The sequence below is a fragment of the Kribbella sindirgiensis genome (assembly GCF_004331435.1).
Taxonomy (GTDB): Bacteria; Actinomycetota; Actinomycetes; order Propionibacteriales; family Kribbellaceae; genus Kribbella; species Kribbella sindirgiensis.
In genome coordinates, this window is the sequence record NZ_SJKA01000019.1 from 102,687 (window position 1) to 119,954 (window position 17,268).

General features: G+C 66.2%; 22 protein-coding genes. 18 read left to right on the plus strand and 4 right to left on the minus strand.

The genetic code is table 11. The annotated features are described in order from the left end of the window. Positions 1-164 precede the first annotated feature (164 nt). From E0H50_RS35800 to E0H50_RS35835, 7 genes are all read left to right on the plus strand, one after another. Positions 165-1,367, plus strand: a complete 1,203-nt coding sequence (locus tag E0H50_RS35800) for an NAD(P)/FAD-dependent oxidoreductase (protein ID WP_131295447.1) — start codon at positions 165-167, stop codon at positions 1,365-1,367. Positions 1,368-1,379: 12 nt separating this feature from the next. After that, complete coding sequence (locus E0H50_RS43590; RefSeq protein WP_202868486.1) at positions 1,380-2,513, plus strand: PIG-L family deacetylase; 1,134 nt, start codon at positions 1,380-1,382, stop codon at positions 2,511-2,513. Between the two features lie 46 nt (positions 2,514-2,559). Beyond that, positions 2,560-3,690, plus strand: coding sequence for a VIT1/CCC1 transporter family protein (locus E0H50_RS35815; RefSeq protein ID WP_131295448.1), 1,131 nt, complete (start codon positions 2,560-2,562; stop codon positions 3,688-3,690). A gap of 173 nt (positions 3,691-3,863) precedes the next feature. After that, positions 3,864-4,220, plus strand: coding sequence for a thioredoxin (gene trxA / locus E0H50_RS35820; protein WP_131295449.1), 357 nt, complete (start codon positions 3,864-3,866; stop codon positions 4,218-4,220). Continuing rightward, the gene (locus E0H50_RS35825; protein WP_131295450.1) at positions 4,220-4,624 is read left to right on the plus strand and encodes a DUF302 domain-containing protein; all 405 of its coding nucleotides are present in this window, start codon (positions 4,220-4,222) and stop codon (positions 4,622-4,624) included. The genes trxA and E0H50_RS35825 overlap by 1 nt, the downstream gene beginning before the upstream one ends. After that, on the plus strand, positions 4,621-4,887 hold the full coding sequence (locus E0H50_RS35830) for a metal-sensitive transcriptional regulator (RefSeq protein ID WP_131295451.1): 267 nt from the start codon (positions 4,621-4,623) through the stop codon (positions 4,885-4,887). The genes E0H50_RS35825 and E0H50_RS35830 overlap by 4 nt, the downstream gene beginning before the upstream one ends. 229 nt (positions 4,888-5,116) lie before the next feature. Continuing rightward, on the plus strand, positions 5,117-5,572 hold the full coding sequence (locus E0H50_RS35835; protein WP_131295452.1) for a hypothetical protein: 456 nt from the start codon (positions 5,117-5,119) through the stop codon (positions 5,570-5,572). Positions 5,573-5,690: 118 nt separating this feature from the next. Here the strand turns inward: E0H50_RS35835 and E0H50_RS43255 are convergent, their stop codons facing one another. Beyond that, positions 5,691-5,840 (minus strand): hypothetical protein, encoded by a 150-nt coding sequence (locus E0H50_RS43255; protein WP_165547418.1) that lies wholly within the window; start codon positions 5,838-5,840, stop codon positions 5,691-5,693. Positions 5,841-5,992: 152 nt separating this feature from the next. Between E0H50_RS43255 and E0H50_RS35840 the strand changes: the two genes are divergently transcribed. The 8 genes from E0H50_RS35840 to E0H50_RS44665 all read left to right on the plus strand — a co-directional run bounded on the left by E0H50_RS35840 (position 5,993) and on the right by E0H50_RS44665 (position 10,418). Further along, positions 5,993-6,307 carry a hypothetical protein gene (locus E0H50_RS35840; RefSeq protein ID WP_131295453.1) on the plus strand — a complete coding sequence of 105 codons (315 nt, stop codon included), beginning with the start codon at positions 5,993-5,995 and terminating at the stop codon, positions 6,305-6,307. A gap of 117 nt (positions 6,308-6,424) precedes the next feature. Beyond that, positions 6,425-6,898 (plus strand): hypothetical protein, encoded by a 474-nt coding sequence (locus tag E0H50_RS35845; protein ID WP_131295454.1) that lies wholly within the window; start codon positions 6,425-6,427, stop codon positions 6,896-6,898. A 43-nt stretch (positions 6,899-6,941) separates the two neighbouring features. After that, entirely contained in the window at positions 6,942-7,283 is a 342-nt protein-coding gene (locus E0H50_RS35850) for a PH domain-containing protein (protein WP_131295455.1), read from the plus strand. A 122-nt stretch (positions 7,284-7,405) separates the two neighbouring features. Then, positions 7,406-8,056, plus strand: a complete 651-nt coding sequence (locus tag E0H50_RS35855; protein WP_131295456.1) for a hypothetical protein — start codon at positions 7,406-7,408, stop codon at positions 8,054-8,056. A 155-nt stretch (positions 8,057-8,211) separates the two neighbouring features. Continuing rightward, complete coding sequence (locus tag E0H50_RS35860) at positions 8,212-8,409, plus strand: hypothetical protein (protein WP_131295457.1); 198 nt, start codon at positions 8,212-8,214, stop codon at positions 8,407-8,409. Between the two features lie 223 nt (positions 8,410-8,632). Next, positions 8,633-8,827, plus strand: coding sequence for a hypothetical protein (locus E0H50_RS35865; RefSeq protein ID WP_131295458.1), 195 nt, complete (start codon positions 8,633-8,635; stop codon positions 8,825-8,827). Between the two features lie 132 nt (positions 8,828-8,959). Further along, positions 8,960-9,454, plus strand: a complete 495-nt coding sequence (locus tag E0H50_RS35870) for a hypothetical protein (protein ID WP_131295459.1) — start codon at positions 8,960-8,962, stop codon at positions 9,452-9,454. A 34-nt stretch (positions 9,455-9,488) separates the two neighbouring features. Then, entirely contained in the window at positions 9,489-10,418 is a 930-nt protein-coding gene (locus E0H50_RS44665) for a hypothetical protein (protein ID WP_238151590.1), read from the plus strand. Between the two features lie 48 nt (positions 10,419-10,466). Here E0H50_RS44665 and E0H50_RS35880 read toward each other — a convergent pair whose 3' ends face one another. Both E0H50_RS35880 and E0H50_RS35885 read right to left on the minus strand, forming a co-directional pair. Continuing rightward, the gene (locus E0H50_RS35880; protein WP_131295460.1) at positions 10,467-12,182 is read right to left on the minus strand and encodes an AfsR/SARP family transcriptional regulator; all 1,716 of its coding nucleotides are present in this window, start codon (positions 12,180-12,182) and stop codon (positions 10,467-10,469) included. Positions 12,183-12,633: 451 nt separating this feature from the next. Beyond that, positions 12,634-12,816, minus strand: a complete 183-nt coding sequence (locus tag E0H50_RS35885) for a hypothetical protein (protein ID WP_131295461.1) — start codon at positions 12,814-12,816, stop codon at positions 12,634-12,636. Positions 12,817-12,846: 30 nt separating this feature from the next. On the opposite strand from E0H50_RS35885, the gene E0H50_RS35890 reads away from it, so the two are divergent. Then, positions 12,847-14,823, plus strand: a complete 1,977-nt coding sequence (locus E0H50_RS35890; protein ID WP_131295462.1) for a hypothetical protein — start codon at positions 12,847-12,849, stop codon at positions 14,821-14,823. Positions 14,824-15,271: 448 nt separating this feature from the next. On the opposite strand, the gene E0H50_RS35895 is transcribed toward E0H50_RS35890, so the two are convergent. Beyond that, entirely contained in the window at positions 15,272-15,685 is a 414-nt protein-coding gene (locus E0H50_RS35895) for a zinc-binding dehydrogenase (RefSeq protein WP_131295463.1), read from the minus strand. A gap of 77 nt (positions 15,686-15,762) precedes the next feature. On the opposite strand from E0H50_RS35895, the gene E0H50_RS44595 reads away from it, so the two are divergent. Together E0H50_RS44595 and E0H50_RS35900 are read left to right on the plus strand one after the other, a co-directional pair. Then, positions 15,763-16,077 carry an nSTAND3 domain-containing NTPase gene (locus E0H50_RS44595; protein WP_420323271.1) on the plus strand — a complete coding sequence of 105 codons (315 nt, stop codon included), beginning with the start codon at positions 15,763-15,765 and terminating at the stop codon, positions 16,075-16,077. 168 nt (positions 16,078-16,245) lie between these two features. After that, positions 16,246-17,250, plus strand: a complete 1,005-nt coding sequence (locus tag E0H50_RS35900; RefSeq protein ID WP_131295464.1) for a recombinase family protein — start codon at positions 16,246-16,248, stop codon at positions 17,248-17,250. The last annotated feature ends 18 nt before the right edge of the window (positions 17,251-17,268 follow it).

Here is a 17,268-nt window from a genome sequence, read left to right on the forward strand (position 1 = left end):
CCCAGAGGCATAAGTCCCGTAGCTCCGAGGACTCCTTCCCTCGCGTGGTCATCGCGGAGAGCCGGTGACCTCAGGCCCTCCTGACCAGGGCCACTCGGCTCTCCTGCGGGAAGGACCCTGGCGGGTAGACCGGAGTCAGGTGATGTCGATCGAGGAGGCTGGAAATGCGCAAGAAGGTTCTGGTACTGGGCGCCAACTTCGGCGGACTGACCGCGGCGTTGGCCGTCCGGCACGAGCTGGACGGCGATGTGGACGTGACGGTGGTGTCGGCCAGCGACCAATTCCTGTTCAATCCCAGCCTGATCTGGCTGCCGTTCGGCAAACGGGACAGCGCGGACATCACGTTCCCGGTGGCGCCGACCCTGGAGTCGCACGGCATCGAGTTCATCCACGCCGCCGCCACGGGCCTGGACCCGGTCGCGAAGAAGGTGACGATCGACGGCGGCCGAGAGCTCGGCTACGACTACCTGGTCATCGCGACCGGCTACCGCAACAAAGACGACGTCGTTCCCGGGTTCAAGGAGAACGCCAACACGATCACCACGCTCCCGGCGGCCGAGCGGGCCGCCGTCGCCTGGCGCCGGTACCTCGATCGCCCGGGTGACATCGTGATCGCCGCGAGCCAAGGTGCAGGCTGCTTCGGCGCCGCGTACGAGTTCTTGTTCAACACGGCGTACCAGCTCCGGAAGGCCGGGCTGCACAAGCAGGTCAAGCTGACCTACGTCACGGCCGAGCCGTTCCTCGGACACTTCGGGATCGGCGGCCTGCCGCACGGCGAGCAACTCCTGGGCATGTTCCTCAGGAAAGAGGGCATCGACGCACGCATCTCGACCGGCATCGACCACATCGACCAGGGCGCGATGGTGCTCGCCGACGGCGAGAAGCTGCCCTTCCGGTTCAGCATGGTCGTACCACCGTTCCTCGGGCAGCGCTTCCTCGCCGGGGCGAACGGGATGGCCGACGAGAAGGGCTACATCGCCGTACGGGACACCTACCAGAGCGAGAAGTACGACGACGTCTACGCGGTCGGCGTGGCCGCCGCGGTCGACGCGCCCTGGCAGACGCCAACGCCTGTGGGAGTCCCGAAGACCGGCTTCCCGACCGAAGAGATGGCACACACCGCCGCAGCCAACATCGCCGCCCAGATCCGGGGCGAGGAGCCGACACACAAGAAGGCGTTCGGCGACATCAAAGCTGTCTGCGTGATGGACGCCGGCAACAACGGCGTGATCATCCTCGCCGACAAGATGCTTCCGCCGCGCAAGCACGGCGTACTCATCCCCGGCCCGCAGGCCCACCTGATGAAGCTCGGCTTCGAGAAGTACTTCCTGTGGAAGATGCGCCACGGCTACGTACAGCTGCCCTGACGGAGGTACATGATGACTGGTGTCGAACCTGCCGACCACACGACCGCGACGTTGCCTGACTGGTCGTCGGTTCTGGCCGTGGTCGCCCATCCCGACGACGAGTCGTTCGGGCTGGGGGCCATCCTCGACAGCTTCGGACGAGCCGGCAGCCGGGTGTCCGTGCTGTGCCTGACTCACGGCGAGGCTTCCACGCTCGGTGCAGCCGGAGACCTCGGCAGACTGCGTGCAGCCGAACTACAGAACGCGGCCAAGGAACTCGGCGTCGACTCGGCCGTCCTGCTCGATCATCCGGATGGTGCGCTCGCCGAGGTCGCCCTGACGACGCTGACGGGCGACGTTCTCGCCCAGATCAGGACGTCAGGCGCAGATGGCCTGCTCGTCTTCGACCCTTCCGGCGTCAGCGGACACCCCGACCACGCCGCGGCCACGGCGGCCGCGCTGGCAGCTGCGCGTTGCGTCGACCTGCCCGTGCTCGGATGGACAGTCCCGCGCACGGTCGCGGACCGTCTGAACGGCGAACTCGGAACCGGCTTCATCGGCCACGACCCCACCGAGATCGACCTGGTCCTTCGCGTTGACAGACAGCACCAGCGGATCGCGAGCCTCGCGCACGCCTCCCAGGCCGTCCCCACCACTGTCCTGTGGCACCGTCTCGATCTGCTCGGCGACGAAGAGCATCTCCGCTGGCTCCGGCATCAGACCGTCACAGTAACGTCGGCGCCGGTCGACGACCCCGCGGCGATGATCCGGGTCGACCACCAGGCGGGGGACAGGTTCGGCATCAGAATCCGCGGCCACGTTCTGTCCGTCGATCAACCGATCGACGTCGGTGGTGCGGACACTGCGCCGACACCGACAGAGCTGTTCGTCGCATCGCTCACCTCCTGCGTGGCGTTCTACGTTCGCCGCTACCTGCACCGGCATCACCTCGACGCCACAGGCCTGGTCGTCGACGCCTCGTTCCAGCTCGCGAACAAGCCCGCGAGGGTCGACCGAATCGACATCAGCATCCGGCTGTCCGATGCCCTTCCGCCCGTACGGCGTGACGCGCTGCTGGCTGTCGCACGACACTGCACAGTGCACAACTCGATCACCACCGAACCGGACATCTCGATCGACCTCGTCTCGTCAGCACCCGCGGGCTGACGAGTCGTTCACATCCGCCAGGGCATCGTGAGAGGACTGTGTGGCCATGTTGGAGTCCGGCGTTACGAAGGCCGACGTACGTCGATACCGTGCGATGCTCGCGGCCGAGCGTGATGCGGCAGCGCTCTACAAGGCGTTGGCGGCGGCCGAGGACGGGACGCGACGGGAGGCGTTCACCGAGCTCGCCGCGATCGAGGAGCGGCACGCCGCGCACTGGGAGGCGAAGCTGCGCGAGGCGGGTTCCGACGTGCCGCCGGCCGGGCGACCGGGACTGCGCACCCGCCTGCTGCGGTGGCTGTCGCGCCGGGTCGGCGCACGACCGCTGCTGCCGTACGTCGAGCGGATGGAGCGCGCCGACGCGAACAAGTACGACGCCGATCCGCAGGCCGCGGACGGGATGGCTGCCGAGGAACGCCGGCATGGGCGGCGTATCGCACGGATGCGCTCGGCGGGTGCCGGCACGGCGACGGAGCAGATCGCGCAGCGTGAGCGATGGCACCGAGGGGATCGGTCCGGCGGACTGCGTGCTGCGGTGTTCGGCGTCAGCGACGGTTTGGTGTCCAACGCCGCGCTGGTGATGGGCTTCGCCGGGTCCGGCGCCGGGCGGTCGACGGTGCTCCTGGCAGGCGTTGCAGGTCTGCTCGCGGGAGCGTTCTCGATGGCTGCGGGGGAGTACGTCTCGATGTCCAGCCAACGGGAGATGTTCGAGCGCGAGATCAGCCTGGAAGCGGCCGAGCTCGAGGAGAACCCCGAGGAGGAACGGCTCGAGCTGGCGCTGCTGTACGAGGCGAAAGGCATTCCCAAGGACGAGGCGGCCCGCTTGGCCGACCAGTTGATGGCCGACCAGCCGGCAGCCCTGGACTCGCTCGTCCGCGAGGAGCTCGGACTGGATCCGGATGCGCTCGGCAGCCCCTGGACCGCCGCGGCATCGAGCATGATCGCATTCGCGGCGGGTGCCTTCGTTGTGGTGCTGCCCTACCTGATCGGCGGCGGGACGTCCGCATTCGTTGCAGCGCTGGTCGCCGCCCTCGCCGCGATGTTCGCCGTCGGTGCCGGCATCGGCGTACTCAACGGTCGTTCGGCTCCGCGTTCAGGCCTGCGTCAGGTCGTGGTCGGCGCGCTCGCCGTTGCGGTGACGTACGGCGTCGGCAGCCTGATCGGCACCACCGTCGCCTGACACGGCCACCTCGCCCACGACCGTCGGGATCCCTGTGAAACAGGCGCTACACCTTCGAGCAGCCGCCTTGAGTTGTGCGCTTTGGAATACCTCCCGGGGTATGTACTGTTGATGATAGAAACACCCCGGGGGGTATCGCGAAGGGCGCGTCCCCGGGTTCGGGAGGAGAGAACATGAGCACCATCGAGATGACGGCCGCCGACTTCGAGAAGACGATCACCGAGAACGAGATCGTCCTGGTCGACTTCTGGGCGTCGTGGTGTGGGCCGTGCCGGATGTTCGCGCCGATCTTCGCGGCCGCCTCGGACCAGCACACCGACATCGTCTTCGCCAAGGTCGACACCGAGGCCGAGCAGGGACTGGCCGCGGCCGCCGGGATCACGTCGATCCCGACCCTGATGGCCTTCAAGCGCGGCGCACTGGTCTTCTCGCAGCCGGGCGCGCTGCCCGCGCAGGCACTGGATCAGGTCGTCACCGCTGTGCGCGAACTGGACATCGAAAAGGCGCGCCGCGAGGCGAAGAGCGCATGATGCCGGACTACAGCCTCAGCACGAAGGTGACCAGGCCGTACGGCGAAACCGTCGAGGCGGTCCGGTCCGCGCTGGCCGAGCAGGGATTCGGCGTCCTGACCGAGATCGACCTGCAGGCGACGCTGGCAGCCAAGCTCGGTGTCGACGTGCCGGCACAGGTCATCCTGGGCGCCTGCCGTCCGCCGCTGGCGTATCAGGCACTGCAAGCGGACCCGTCGATCGCCGTCATGCTGCCCTGCAACGTTGTTGTCCGGGCGCTCGACGAGACGACCTCCGTCGTGGAGGCCTTCAACCCCGACCTGATGTCGGCACTCAGCGATACACCGGAGCTGCGGCTCGTCGCGCAGGACGCCAAGGACCGGCTTCTCGCCGTCCTTGCCGCAGTGACCGAGGAGAAGAGATGACTGCGCTCGACCCGAGCGAGATGGGTCCGGTCGTCAACCGGATCAAGCGCGCCCAAGGGCAGCTGGCCGGCGTCCTGCGGATGCTGGAGGAGGGCCGGGACTGCGAGGAAGTCGTCACCCAACTGGCCGCGGTCTCCCGCGCACTCGACCGCGCGGGCTTCGCGATCGTGGCCGCCGGCCTGCGTCAGTGCATCGTGAACGGTGACGGCCCCGACAGCCTCGACACCAAGAAGATGGAGAAACTCTTCCTGTCCTTGGCCTGACAGCCGCGAGGTGCCGCGCGTCGTGGCGACACGGTCTACTACAGGTGCAACGCCCGTACGCTCGACGCCGGATCAGCGTCATCGTTCCGCGGACAGCTCGCCGGATCGGTTCGCTGTTCGATCCTGGCTGCAGAGAGGTGACGATCGCGGCGCGGTTGGAGGCTGGCGATTCCGCCGAGCCGAGCAGATCCGGAGGCGTACATAGACCAGTTGGGCGATGTGGGGAGCCTTGAACATCGCTGAACCGGAGGAGCTGAGCGAGCCCCACTCGTCGCTGAGACCGGCCCTGACATACGACCACGTCGACCAGAAGATCAACGTAGAGGTCGACCCCAACCTTAACCCGGAAGCCTTGGAGCCGGTCATCGAATGGACAGGTGCCCGGCCGAGCGTCCGCTACCAGCTACGACGCCCCCCCGACGACCAGGTCGATCTCGGGCACGCCGACCAGCAGGCAGCAGGCAATCAAGGAGTGGGATCACTTCATGGCGCGGAGAATCACCAACAGGTGAAGGAGGTGACCATCCGCTGTGGCGACGAACCGACCCCGGATCGGGTCTCATGGGCCAGACAGGTTGTTGAGCTCGAGGATGAGATGTCACGTTTGGTGGACATGTACTCGCACGTCCAAGGCCTGTCTTCGAATCTGACCAGAAGCTCTGGAACGAGCTCCAGCGCAAGCTAGCCGACCAAGACCCTCGATCGGCCCTGGCCGCCGGTTCCATCGAGACACATGCAGCGAAACTCAAACGTCGGCGAGACGAGGGTCGGGTCGCCCACAATTGATGGCCTACCGGCGGGGCCTACCGGCGGGCGTCGACCAGCTCGACTGCACCTGTGGGCCGAGCGCGGCTCAGTCGATCGCCGGGATGCTCGGGCGGTGTTGACCCGGCCTGATCTTGGTGCTGGTGCACCAGCACCCACTCGACCCGCTTCCATTGATCCTCGCTCACGTGTAAACGGTAGGGCGGCGCGCGGCCGTGGCGTACACGCTGAAGACCTCGCCGCGCGGGCCGATCGGAGTGTTCCGCGAACCCTCTGCTCGCGAGACTAGCGGCATGAGCCAGGAACCAGACGCCTGTCCGTACTTGGAGCTGGTGATGCGGTGCGTCGGGGAAGGGATCACCTCGCCGGCACCGGGGACACCGACGGCCGACGTAGGGCGTGCCTCGAGCTCGACGGCCTCGACTGGCACGACGACCTGTGTCACCCCGACTGTCTGACCAGGAGAGCTCACGCTCAGCGGCTCCTGGTCGCCCGGCCGCGGCTCACGCAGGCCCAACTGAACGAGATGGCCTCGCAGGCCTGGGGCGTGCTGCCGCAGAGCCGCCGCGAGGATCTCGGCCAGGACCACTGGACCGAAGGTTTCATCGAGGCTGCGAGGCCCTACTCTCGAAGCAGGCTGGGGGGGAACTGGTGATGAGGGGGAATCACGATGGGAGACGAGCGATATCAGCGGGCCGCACCGGCGGAGCCGGTGGGGGCGGGCGGGAGCTACGGGGAGCCGCCGGCGAGGAAGCCGCGGCGGTGGCGTTGGGTGCTTTTCGGCCTGAGCGTGCTCGCCTTAGTGGCGGCCGCCGTTGTCGTGACGGTGCTTCTGGTGCGACCCAACGAGCCGGCGCCCGTTCCGCTGCCGCAACCTGAGTCGTTCGCGGTGACTGGCGCGATTGTTGTGGAAGCGGACATCCTGACCTCGGCCCAGGAGGTCGGCGGGGCATGCGTGCCGGAAGACGGTTACGACGATATCCATGCCGGTACGCAGGTCACGGTCAAGGACGCGACCGCGAAGGTGGTCGCGTTGGGCAAGCTACAGGCGGGGACGGTGGCTGAGTTGTACGGGGAGGATGCCCTGCCGGCGCTGCTGGGGTTCGCGTCGAAATGCACGTTCTCGTTCACAGTGACTGATGTTCCTGGCGGCCAGGAGATCTATTCCGTGGAGGTGTCGCACCGCGGCGATGTCCGGTTCAGCCGCGAGCAGCTGAACGAGGAGCTGGCGCTGACGCTCGGATAGGCGTCAGTAGCGGTCTTGGTCAATTGAGCATGGAGGGGGAGACATGGCGAACACGGACAGATTTAGCAGGAAGGCCCGCAAGCGGCTGGAGGCCCAGCTGGGGCCCGACGAGCAGGTGCTGCACTCCGCGACGGTGGGGCCGGTCGGGTTGGTGCTCACCAACCGCAGACTGATGCTCGCGCCATATGTGCGCGGCGTCGACGACGAGGTGAACCCGCAGCTGTCGGCGATTCACAACGTAGCCTGGAGGAAGGGCTCGCTGTGGTCGCCCGGGGTGTTGACGATCTACACCGGTAGCCAGACGTTGACGTATGACAAGGTGCCGAACAAGCAGGGGGAGTCGGCAGCCATCGCGATCCGGCAAGCCATGGCCGCCCAAGGCTGAGCTGGCCTGAGGACGAACCCGAGTAGAGGCTGGTCCGAGTCGGCGTTAGTCGAGAGCTTCCCCGCTGGCTGGGTTGTGCGTCATGCTCAGTTCGGGGGAAGAGAACGGCGATGGGGCTTGCCATGGTGAGATACAGCCATGTCGGAGTGATGCTGAGCGCCGCGGTGTTGGCCGCGGTATTTGTGGCGTCGTGTGGAGGAGAGGGCCAGGCGGGTCCGCCGACGGTCACGCAGACCGTGGTGGTGGGTCCGCCGACCTCGGCGCCTACGACCAGCTATGCGCCCGAGCCGGGAGAGACCACGCCGGCTGACACGTTGGAGAGCCGCGCCGTGGCCTGCCGGGAGCTCAAGTACTACAACCTGAGCCCGGTGACCGAGAAGAACGCCGACATCAACGCGTACATCGTGTGGCGCTGGTATCTCGCGAACCAGAGCAACGACGATCCGCGTTGGCTGGGTTGTGTCGTCGAAGATCCCACCAGCCCGCTGGGCCAGTATGTGGCGTCCACGCACCTGTTCAGCGACGTCGCCAAGCCGCCGGAAGGCCCGTACGGGATGGGTTCGGAGCGGACCTTCGTCACCCAACTGATCGACCGTCAACAGCTGGACGGGAACTGGGTGAACGTGGTCGAGCAGGCCAAGGTTCACATGGTGTTTCATCGGCTCCCGCCGTACACACAGGGCGTGTGGCTGCTCCGCGGGGTAGAGATCACCGCCCGAAGCACCCTCGACAGCGGCGACATGGGCCCTGGCGGCACCTACGGGACGATGTGAATGGGCGAGGATCATTGCCATTAGCAAGGAGGTTGTGCGTTCCTAGTCGAACGTTTCGCTAATGTGCCTCTCCAGCGCCCCATCGCTCTGGTCACGCTCGGACTCTGACATCAGGCGCATGGCGAGGGGGCGCACCTTCGGCGACCACGGGACGTTTGACGACGACCCAGGACGAGCTCGAGTGGCTACGGGAGCGTCACGCCGCTGTGGGAGATCTGCTGCACCGGCACTACACGGCCGGGATGCCGATGGTGAGCGTCCGCCAGGTCGAGGCGGTCCTGTGCGGCCAGGCGGCCCCGGACCAGTTCCGCTCGGCGCTGCAGGTGCGGCCGGACCAGCAGGTGAAGGCGTGAGTGGCCTCGACGACGTGGTGTTCCCGGACCGCATGAGGGCCCAGCGCGCCGCTGTCTTGCTGGGCCTGCTGGGGAACCCGAACGTGGGGCGCCGACTTCGAGTCGCTCCACGAGACGATCCTAGGACCGGCGAACGGCGAATGTTCTCCGGAGCAGTTGGGTAAATGTATTGCGTAGGCAGCCGGTGGCTCGCAGTGACTTCCCTAGCCCCAGGAGGTGCGCCATGGCGCAGCACAGGATGGTTCTCGAGGCGGACAACGGAGCCGAACTCCTGTTTGTGTGTCCGTACGACGGTTGTGGTCGTCGCTTGGTGCTCAAGCGATCGGGAGGGCTCACCGTGATCGATCGGGGCGACTTCTTCGCCCTGCACTCCGGAGGTACGAACGGTCTGGAGATCGAGACTGGAGTCGGCAGCTGACCAGCGCGTTTCCGCTTAGCAAAGACTGAGTGCGGCCGCTCAGCGCCGAGCGGGCCGCCAGCTCAGCGGTGCCTGCGACTCTCTCGGTGAGGCTGCCCATCGTGGGCCGTCCACATGATCGAGGGAGTCGACATGAATCAGTTCGATCCGAACCTTCCCCGCCAGAACCCAGCCGATCCCGACTTGATCGTCGGCGACGTCACCGCGGTGATCGTCCGCGAGCCGGGAAACTTGCAGCCGTACGACGTGGGCAACTCGGTCCTGAGCCCGAGCAAGCCGTTCCAGGTCGTGGTGAGGTGGAAGGTCACCGGTCTGCTCGGGCCGCTCTGGCTGGCCGCGCTCGGCGGTAAGTGGAACGTCCAGGTGTACGCCGAGTCCATGGGTGCGGGTCCCGAGATCCGCCTCGCGAGCAACAACAACATTCCCGCCGTTCCGACCCAGCAGAACTACGAGGCAACTCTCGACGTTCCGGCGGGCATCCTGCCTGAGGGGAACCCGGGCAGCAGCATCAGCGGGATCTACAAGCTCGTGGTTTCGGTCTTCCTCAACAGCAATCTCCCGGCCCCGGGCTACGACATGATCGGCTTCAGCGAGGGTCCGTACATCCAGATCGAGAACCCGAACTGATCGCGGGCCTACTTCCGTTCGGAGGTGGATCCAGATGGGTGAGGCGCTCGCGAGTTTTCGTGATTTGAAGGGGATCGGTCCCGCCACCGAGGCCCGGCTGCACGAGACCGGTGTGTACACGTGGGAGGCACTGGCTGCGGCGGCTGCTGCGTTGGCATCGGTCCGTGACAGCGGTGACACCCTTCGGGAGATCGCCGGCGCCGTGGCGGCCCGGCGTACCGAGGAGAACGGGGGCGAGGCCGACGCCCACGCGCCGGGCGGTGGCGAGCGCTTGGAGGCGTTCGTACTGCGGATGTCGCTGTCGGCTTGCGGTGAACCGCGACGCTGCGAGGTGACGCACGTGCGCAGCATGGCCGAGAAGACCTGGGTCGGCTGGCGTCCGAACGAGCTGACCGGCTTCGTCCAGAAGCACGCCAAGATCCGGCCGGAACCGGCTCCACACAAGGAGTCGGCTGACAAGGAGCCAGCTGACAAGGAGCCAGCTGACAAGGAGCCAGCTGACAAGGAGCCAGCTGACAAGGAGCCAGCTGACAAGGAGCCAGCTGACAAGGAGCCAGCTGACACGGAGCCAGCTGACACGGAGCCCGTAGTGCAGTCATCACGGCAGCGGAAGGACGCTCCGTCGGAGCAACCCTCGTCCGCGGACCACCTCGTCGTTCTCGATGCCGGCAAGGCGATTGGGGGGACGAGCCGCGACATCGATCTCGTGGTCACGAACACCCGGTCGGCGGGTGGTGCGTTCGGTTATCGTGCGACGCTCGCCGCACGGGGGCTGGGCGCGGGCCAGAACGGCGACGGCTGGATCAATCTCGCCACTCGAACCGGGACAGGATCCGCAGGAACCGACCTGGCGTTGGGGTTCCAGGGGGTGCAGGTGCCATCGGGCATCCAGCGTCTGCAACTACGCCTCGAGGTGAGCTTGCCCGGATCGGCGAAGCGGCCTCCGGCGCTGTCGCTGGCGTAGTTCGATCATGACCGGGTCGCGTCCTCTGAGTGAGGTGACGCGACCTGGTCAGCGCATCTTGGCTTGCTCGATGGCGGATCCGCTCAGGATCACGTCGTACAACATGGTGGTGTCGGCTGCCGGGCTTGCGTCGATCGTGGCGCGGAGGATCCGGGTGCAGAACTCGTACTGCCGCACGGCCTGATAGGTGCGGCCTTGGGTCGCGTAGCACCGCATCAGCAGGCGGTGCGCGTCCTCGCGACACGGATCGACGTCGAGCATGCGGTGTGCGGTGGCGATGCAGTCGTCCGTCCGGCCGTCGGCGAGGTCGATGCGGCTCAGCCGGTCGAGCGTGTCGACGAGTTTGATCCGCAGGCTTTCGCGGGGGAGCAGGGTCCACTGTTCGAAAGGTGCGTCGGCCGCGAAGTCGCCGGTGTAGAGGGCGATCGCCTGGTGGTAGGCCGTTCTGGCGTCGTCGCTGAGGTGGGCCCGCTCGGCCGCGGCGGCGGTGTTGAGTCCTTGTTCGAAGGTTTCGACGTCGACCTCGACCAGGAGTTCCGGGTTGAGCCGGTACTTGCCGTCGGCGTACTCGACGACGTTGAGCGCGGTCACGTCGAGGAACGCGCGGCGCAGGCCGCTGACCGCTACCTGTAGGCGGTTGCGCGCGGCACGCGTCGGGACGGCGTGCCAGAACTCCTCGAGCAGCTCGTCCCGAGTGCAGGAGTGATGCCGGCGGAGGAGCAGGTACCGAAGCACGCTCGTACCCCGCTGTCCATTCCACGACGTCACCGGCGAGCCGTCGACCCGCACCTCGAGCGAGCCGAAGAGCCGCGCTTCGAGCACGCCTTGCCGCGTCACCGACCGCGCGGCGGGCAACGCGGGCTGGGCAGGGACTCCATGGGATATCACGCGTTGGTTGCTGAACCAGTGCTGTTTGGCAGCAGTCGGCCGGGTCAGCTCCCGCCGAAGGGATGAACCCCAGATCGGGCGCAGCCAGCCCCATTGCTGCTCCATCGGCACCAGCCACGGGCGAAGCTGGTCGGACGCGATCGGCCCGGTGCCCATTTGCGGATGCCAATAGCCGACGGTCAGCGCGACCTGTAGCGCGCTCCGCTGGTCGGGCGTCAGTTGGTCGAGCAGTCCCGCGGTGAGCCGGCCGAGCAGGGACGTCAGGCCGTACGAGGCCTGGAGCGCTTCGTCCACGAGGTCCGGCGACCAGAGTCGCGCGGCGGCCAGTACGTCGCTGAGCACAGCCGCGTGCCGTCCGGCGTACCTCACGAGCTGTGCCCGGTTCTGGGCGGACGAGTACTCCTCAAGGGCAGCACCGCCGACCAGGTCAGCCGCCGACACCACGCAGTCCGGCCCGCGGGCAACCGGCGGATGCAGTCGGCTCCCGGCGACCACGACCATCCGGACGCCCCGGTCGGTGATCGCCGGCCGAATGGCCTTGATCAGCTTGGTGACGCCTGGCGTCACCCGGCTGCCGAGCTCGAGCACGATGATCGCGCCTTCCGGAGCCGCTTGAATTTCGTCGTCGAGTCGAGCAGCCGGCAGCTGCCCGGTCCGGCGCCCCGGCTCCGCGGATGACCAGCGATGTTCACAGGCCGCTGCGAGGGACTGCGCCAGATCAGCCTGCCGGACGTCCTGGGCGCGCAGCCAGACGCAGTCGTTCAGCCGCTGCCAACTGTCGACCACACCGGCAAGTCGCTCGGCGGCGTACGAACCCGGCACTCCACGAATGACGGAGAACGGAGCCTCCGCGATGCGCCGGACCGCTGGGGTCATCGCCCCCTCGGCAGCGAGGGGGCGAAGGACCGGCGGTAGGTACACGGCCTTACACCGGCAGTAGGCCCCGGCTCACCGCGGCCCCATCTGTCCCCGTCGTCCAGTTGCCCGTTCCCTCGGCCATCGAACTCATGACAATGCTCCCCCTCCGCCCGATACGGTTTCACCTGTATAGACCCAGCGTCAGCACGCCGTGATACGTCTGCACTCAACCTCGAACCGTCCGCAACTGCGCGGAGTCGCGAACTCCCTTGTGAATCTAGCGGTCGATTTCGCAGATTGCCTATCGATGCTGCCTGTTCTTGCCTGGCAGCCACGGTGGACCCGCGATTTGGTGCGAACGCTTGCTTTCACGGGTGCCAGCCGGTATTCGCGCGGTCCGTCGCCGTCTTGAATGTTTTCAGCGCGAGTGGGACGCTGAAATGCGACGCTTTGCGTCGCGAGGGGGCATTCAATTGGCGCGGTTCTTGCCGCGGGGGTCGTGCAGTCCGACGTCCGGCTTTGCTGTGGTCGGCGGCACCTGATCGGGGCAGACATGTTCAGGAACGGAGTACGCGAGCGGTTGGGCCGTGGCGAGCGGGTGGATCTTCGCGGTACGCCGGGGGTACGCGAAGACGCCTCGACCGGTCAGCACTGGGAATCGAAGCGGACTGTGGATGCTTCGATGCTGGTGGACGTATTGCTGGTCAGAGCCGATGTAGCGGGCTGGACGCATCGACCGCTCTGGCTTGCCGGCGCCCGCATCACGGGTTCGCTCGATCTGGCTGCGGCAAGGCTCATTCGGCCACTGCAGCTCGAGGATTGCTCCATCGAGCAACTTGTCAACCTTACCGATGTCGAGGCCATGACGATCGGCCTGACCGGTTGCCACGTGCCCAGGATCGAGGCCAGCGGCCTGACGGTCCGGGGCGACCTCGTTCTGTCTGCGGGATTCACCGCGACCGACGGGGTCGATCTGCATGGTGGGACTGTCGGAGGAAAACTGAACTGCGACGGTGGCAACTTCAGCAAACCACAAGGAATATCGCTGAACTGCGGCAGTGTGGTCGTCAAGGAGAGTATGTGGACCGAGAAGGCGACGTTCGTCGGCGAGATGTACTTGCTCGATGCGCACATCAATGGCCAGCTGGTCTGTAATGGCGCCACTTTCACCAACTGGGGTGGGGACGCCTTGACTGCCGACGGCCTCGTCGTCGAGGGGGCTATGTTCTGTGCGAAAGGCTTCGCCGCGCGGGGTGCGGTGCGCCTGCCGATCGCGCACATCGGTGGCGGTCTGTACTGCAGTGGGGGCACTTTCACGAATCCGCAGGGGAGAGCGATTTACGCTGCGGACCTTACTGTGGACGGTCCGATGTCCTGCCGAGACGGTTTCGAGGCGGTCGGCGCGGTCGTGTTGACCGGTGCGCACATCGGCGGAGGTCTCAAGTTGCACAAGGCCAAGCTGAAGAATCCAGGCGGCACGGCACTGGACGCGGCGGGTCTGGTCGTCGAGGGATCCATGTTCTGCCGGGATGGTTTCGAGGCCGTCGGTACGGTCGAGCTGACCGGAGCTCGGATCGGCGGCAACCTCAACTTCTGCGCCTCGACCCTGGTGAATTCCGGCTCCGTCGGTCCGAATCCGCAGGCGCGCAGCGACGGTTCCGCACCCCCGGGCGCGTTACAACTTGTCGGCGCGACGATCGGCGGTGATCTGAACTGCACCGGTGCGACGCTGTCGGACATACAGCACGGCGCGCTCAACGCGCGCCGGGTCGTGATCCGTGGGGATATGATCTGCGCCGGGGCGTTCGCCGCAACCGGCGAAGTGAATCTGGTCCACGCGCGGGTCAGTGGAGATCTGGACTGCTCGGGTGCCAGCTTCACCAACGCCTGTGGAACAGCACTTGATCTGGTGCAGGCGGAGATCGGCAAGGACGTCGTCATGCGCCCGACCCAATTGGTCGGCGACCTCGATCTTCGGTTCGCCCGGACCGGTGGATGGTACGACTCGGCCACCACCTGGCCGTCCGCGAAAGCCCTGCACCTGCACGGATTCACCTACCGGGCGATCGACGCCATCCCACAGATCGACGTGAAGGATCGGCTCGACTGGATTGCACGCGACGCCGAGGGATTCATGCCGCAGCCCTATGCACAACTCGCAACGGTCTACAGAGGGGAAGGAAACGAAGGCAAGGCACGGCAGGTTCAGATTCGGGGCCAATGGCGGCGTCGTCTTGCGCGCAGCGACAAGAGCAACGGCAGCGGTCGTCGATGGGTTTCGTCGCTCTGGTCAGACTGGGTGGTGCGCCCGCTGCGCGTCGTCTGGAGCGCCTTGCTGTGGATCACCGTCGGGTACGGATACCGGCCTTGGCTGATCCTGGGCCCGATTGGTGCCTTGTACTTCTTCGGTTGGTGGTGGTTCGACCGAGCATTCGGTGACCGGAAGCTCGTCCAGGTCAAGGATCTCGACACCGGGGTGACCTTCAGCGGCGCGCGATACACGGCCGACCTGCTGATTCCTGGGGCCAGCCTCGGGGAGCGTGCCCGTTTCGCGGCCCTCCCGGAGATCGCGTGGTGGACGACCGGCTACACGCTTGCGGGCTGGGCGCTGGCCGCGATGCTGATCGCCGGCCTCACAGGCGTCTTCCGACGCCTCTGACAGCCACCGTCGCCGACGGCTGGCACGATCAGCACCCACACGCCTTAATCGAGGGTGACATCCCCAGTGCTTGACATGCCGGGGCGCTAGCCGCACCCTCCACCCCCGCACGCACAGGGTCATCCTTGAGCACCCACCAATCATCTGGCCGGCCCGAAATCGGTTGGTGGGTGCACAAAGATGACCAGAGCCGGGTGCAGACGTACTCCTCCCGCGACGTCTGTCGGCCGGCCACTACGGCCTCATCACACCCGCCACCGACTGACCGAACAGTCGACCGTGGGCCATCCTGCTCCCGGCATGGGACGGCGGGTTGTGGGTACTGGGTGGAGGATCGTCGGATAGCAGGCTGGAGAGTGTCGAGGGGCCGCTGCTCCAGTCGACCGGAGCCGTGCGGCCCGACCTGATGAGCCGCACGGCACGGCCTGTTCGTCGCGACATCGGGCGGTCAGCAGTCGTACGACGTGATCTCGGTCGCGAAGTCTGATGGGTGCAGGACGATCCTGTGGGTGGTCTCGGCGGCGGCGTCGGCGAGGGCGAATGCTTGTGCGGCTTGGGCGATGCTGTAGCGATGGCTGACGAGCGTCGAGGGGAGGATCTGTCCTGTCGCGACGAGTGTGATGACTTCTGGCCAGACGCCGGGGCTGCCGATGAGGGCCAGGTCGCGCAGGACGAGGCTGTCGACGTCGATCGGCACGGTGGGCTTGCCGCACAGACCCAGTATGACGACGATGCCGCCCTCAGTAGCCAGGTTCAGCGCCGCGGCGGTACCTGCTGGAGTACCGGTGGCATCGAGGATCTGCCCGAAGCATTTAAGTCGTGCCCGCCGTGGTCGAGAAGCCGAGGGCGGCTGCGAAGTCACGGCGGGCCGCGGAGCGTTCGATCAACTGGACATCCTCGATGCCGACCGCTCGAGCGGTGAGGGCGCTCAGGAGGCCGATGGTGTCGTGTCAGGCCCCCTGGGATCGGCAAGAGCACCATGGCCGAGATGATCTCGCTCGCTTTCTGACGGCTGATTATAGCGTCCATTTCGTCGCCGATGTAACCGAGTTAGAAACGACGGTACGTGAGGGGCAGAAACAGCTCTTAATTTACGATGACTTCTTAACTAGAACGAATCTCGGAGACGCGCCTGGTGCGACCGATCAAGAATGCCTGTTCATCTTCATGAGATATCTGAATCGAACGCCGAGCAAATATCTGATCCCGACTACGCGCGAGTATCTGTACCGTGAAATCTCATTCCTCGAATGAGCGTTTTGCGGCTAATTGAGCCGATGTTCTCAGATGCTTGTTGGACGTCAACGGTTATATTCCAATCAATCGTGCTCTGATCCTTTACAACCATCTCTACTGGGCAAATTCGGTCCCGCATGAAGCGTTGGATATCCCCGGAAGGCGCAAGAGGGCTATCGACTCCGAGTGCTTGCCATCGACAACGAGGCGGCAGCAGTTGTCGAGCGCATCTTTCAGCTCTACATCGACGGTTTGGGGCTGAAATCGATCGCCGAGACGCTGAACCGCGAAGCCATCCCGTGTCCTTCGGCGCATACGCCTCAGCAGAACCGACATCGCAGAGGCGACGGGTGGCAGCACACCACGGTCAAGGCGATCCTCGAAAATCCGCGGTACACCGGCTTCGCGATCTACGGGCGGTGGCAGAAGGTCGAGGAGCTGCTGGATCCGGAGGACGTGGCTGCGGGCCACGTCGTGCGGTTCCGGCGATCGCCGCAGTCGAAGATCGTGCGCTCGCGGGAGCCCGCCCATCAGGCGATCGTGTCTGTCGAAACTTTCACGCGGGTCCAACTGGAGTTGCGTGTACGTCGAGGAAGCGGGCCGGCGGATCAGGCGAAGCAGGAGCGGACACGGGTGACGACAGCGCGCGTATACCGGCTCCGCGCTCGCGTGAGGTGTGAGTTGTGCGGACGGAAGATGCAGGGGGCGGCGCGGAAGCACGCAGTCTTCTACCGGTGCAGCGCGCGGACTTTGGTCCCGGGTTCGCCGGTGGCGCACCTCCATCCTGCGAACGTGTACCTCCGCGAGGACCTCCTGACCTGGAAGGTGAACGCCTGGATCGCGACGCTGTTCGACCCGGAGCATCTCGACGAGACTGCGGAAGCGCTGGCGGCTGCCGACGATGATCACGAGTTGGCATCAGTTGCGACCAGGCTGGCGCAGAGGGTCGCGACAGCCGAGGCGGCGATGGCGCGGTTGCGGCGGGCGCTCGAGGCCGGCTGGGATCCGGCGGCGTTGACGGAGCAGTACAACGCGGCGGTGGCGGAGAAGCGGTCCGCGGAGGCCGAGCTCAGCGCGGTGAAGGTGCCGGAGTCGGTATCGGCCCAAGACATCCGGAAGATTCCAAGAGCTGGGCGACATGACGGCGGCACTCGACGAGGCCGACGCGAGCGACATGCGAGCGCTCTATGAAGCGCTGGGTCTGCAAGT

Excerpts from the sequence above, each read along its gene's own strand:
- E0H50_RS44665 (WP_238151590.1), top strand. The coding sequence starts at position 9,489 with ATGGGTGAGGCGCTCGCGAGTTTTCGTGATTTGAAGGGGATCGGTCCC.
- E0H50_RS35865 (WP_131295458.1), top strand. The coding sequence starts at position 8,633 with ATGGCGCAGCACAGGATGGTTCTCGAGGCGGACAACGGAGCCGAACTC.
- E0H50_RS35880 (WP_131295460.1), bottom strand. The coding sequence starts at position 12,182 with ATGACCCCAGCGGTCCGGCGCATCGCGGAGGCTCCGTTCTCCGTCATT.
- E0H50_RS43590 (WP_202868486.1), top strand. The coding sequence starts at position 1,380 with ATGACTGGTGTCGAACCTGCCGACCACACGACCGCGACGTTGCCTGAC.
- E0H50_RS35800 (WP_131295447.1), top strand. The coding sequence starts at position 165 with ATGCGCAAGAAGGTTCTGGTACTGGGCGCCAACTTCGGCGGACTGACC.
- E0H50_RS35830 (WP_131295451.1), top strand. The coding sequence starts at position 4,621 with ATGACTGCGCTCGACCCGAGCGAGATGGGTCCGGTCGTCAACCGGATC.
- E0H50_RS35855 (WP_131295456.1), top strand. The coding sequence starts at position 7,406 with ATGGTGAGATACAGCCATGTCGGAGTGATGCTGAGCGCCGCGGTGTTG.
- E0H50_RS44595 (WP_420323271.1), top strand. The coding sequence starts at position 15,763 with ATGGTGTCGTGTCAGGCCCCCTGGGATCGGCAAGAGCACCATGGCCGA.
- trxA (WP_131295449.1), top strand. The coding sequence starts at position 3,864 with ATGAGCACCATCGAGATGACGGCCGCCGACTTCGAGAAGACGATCACC.
- E0H50_RS35815 (WP_131295448.1), top strand. The coding sequence starts at position 2,560 with ATGTTGGAGTCCGGCGTTACGAAGGCCGACGTACGTCGATACCGTGCG.
- E0H50_RS35825 (WP_131295450.1), top strand. The coding sequence starts at position 4,220 with ATGCCGGACTACAGCCTCAGCACGAAGGTGACCAGGCCGTACGGCGAA.
- E0H50_RS35850 (WP_131295455.1), top strand. The coding sequence starts at position 6,942 with ATGGCGAACACGGACAGATTTAGCAGGAAGGCCCGCAAGCGGCTGGAG.
- E0H50_RS35870 (WP_131295459.1), top strand. The coding sequence starts at position 8,960 with ATGAATCAGTTCGATCCGAACCTTCCCCGCCAGAACCCAGCCGATCCC.
- E0H50_RS35890 (WP_131295462.1), top strand. The coding sequence starts at position 12,847 with ATGCTGGTGGACGTATTGCTGGTCAGAGCCGATGTAGCGGGCTGGACG.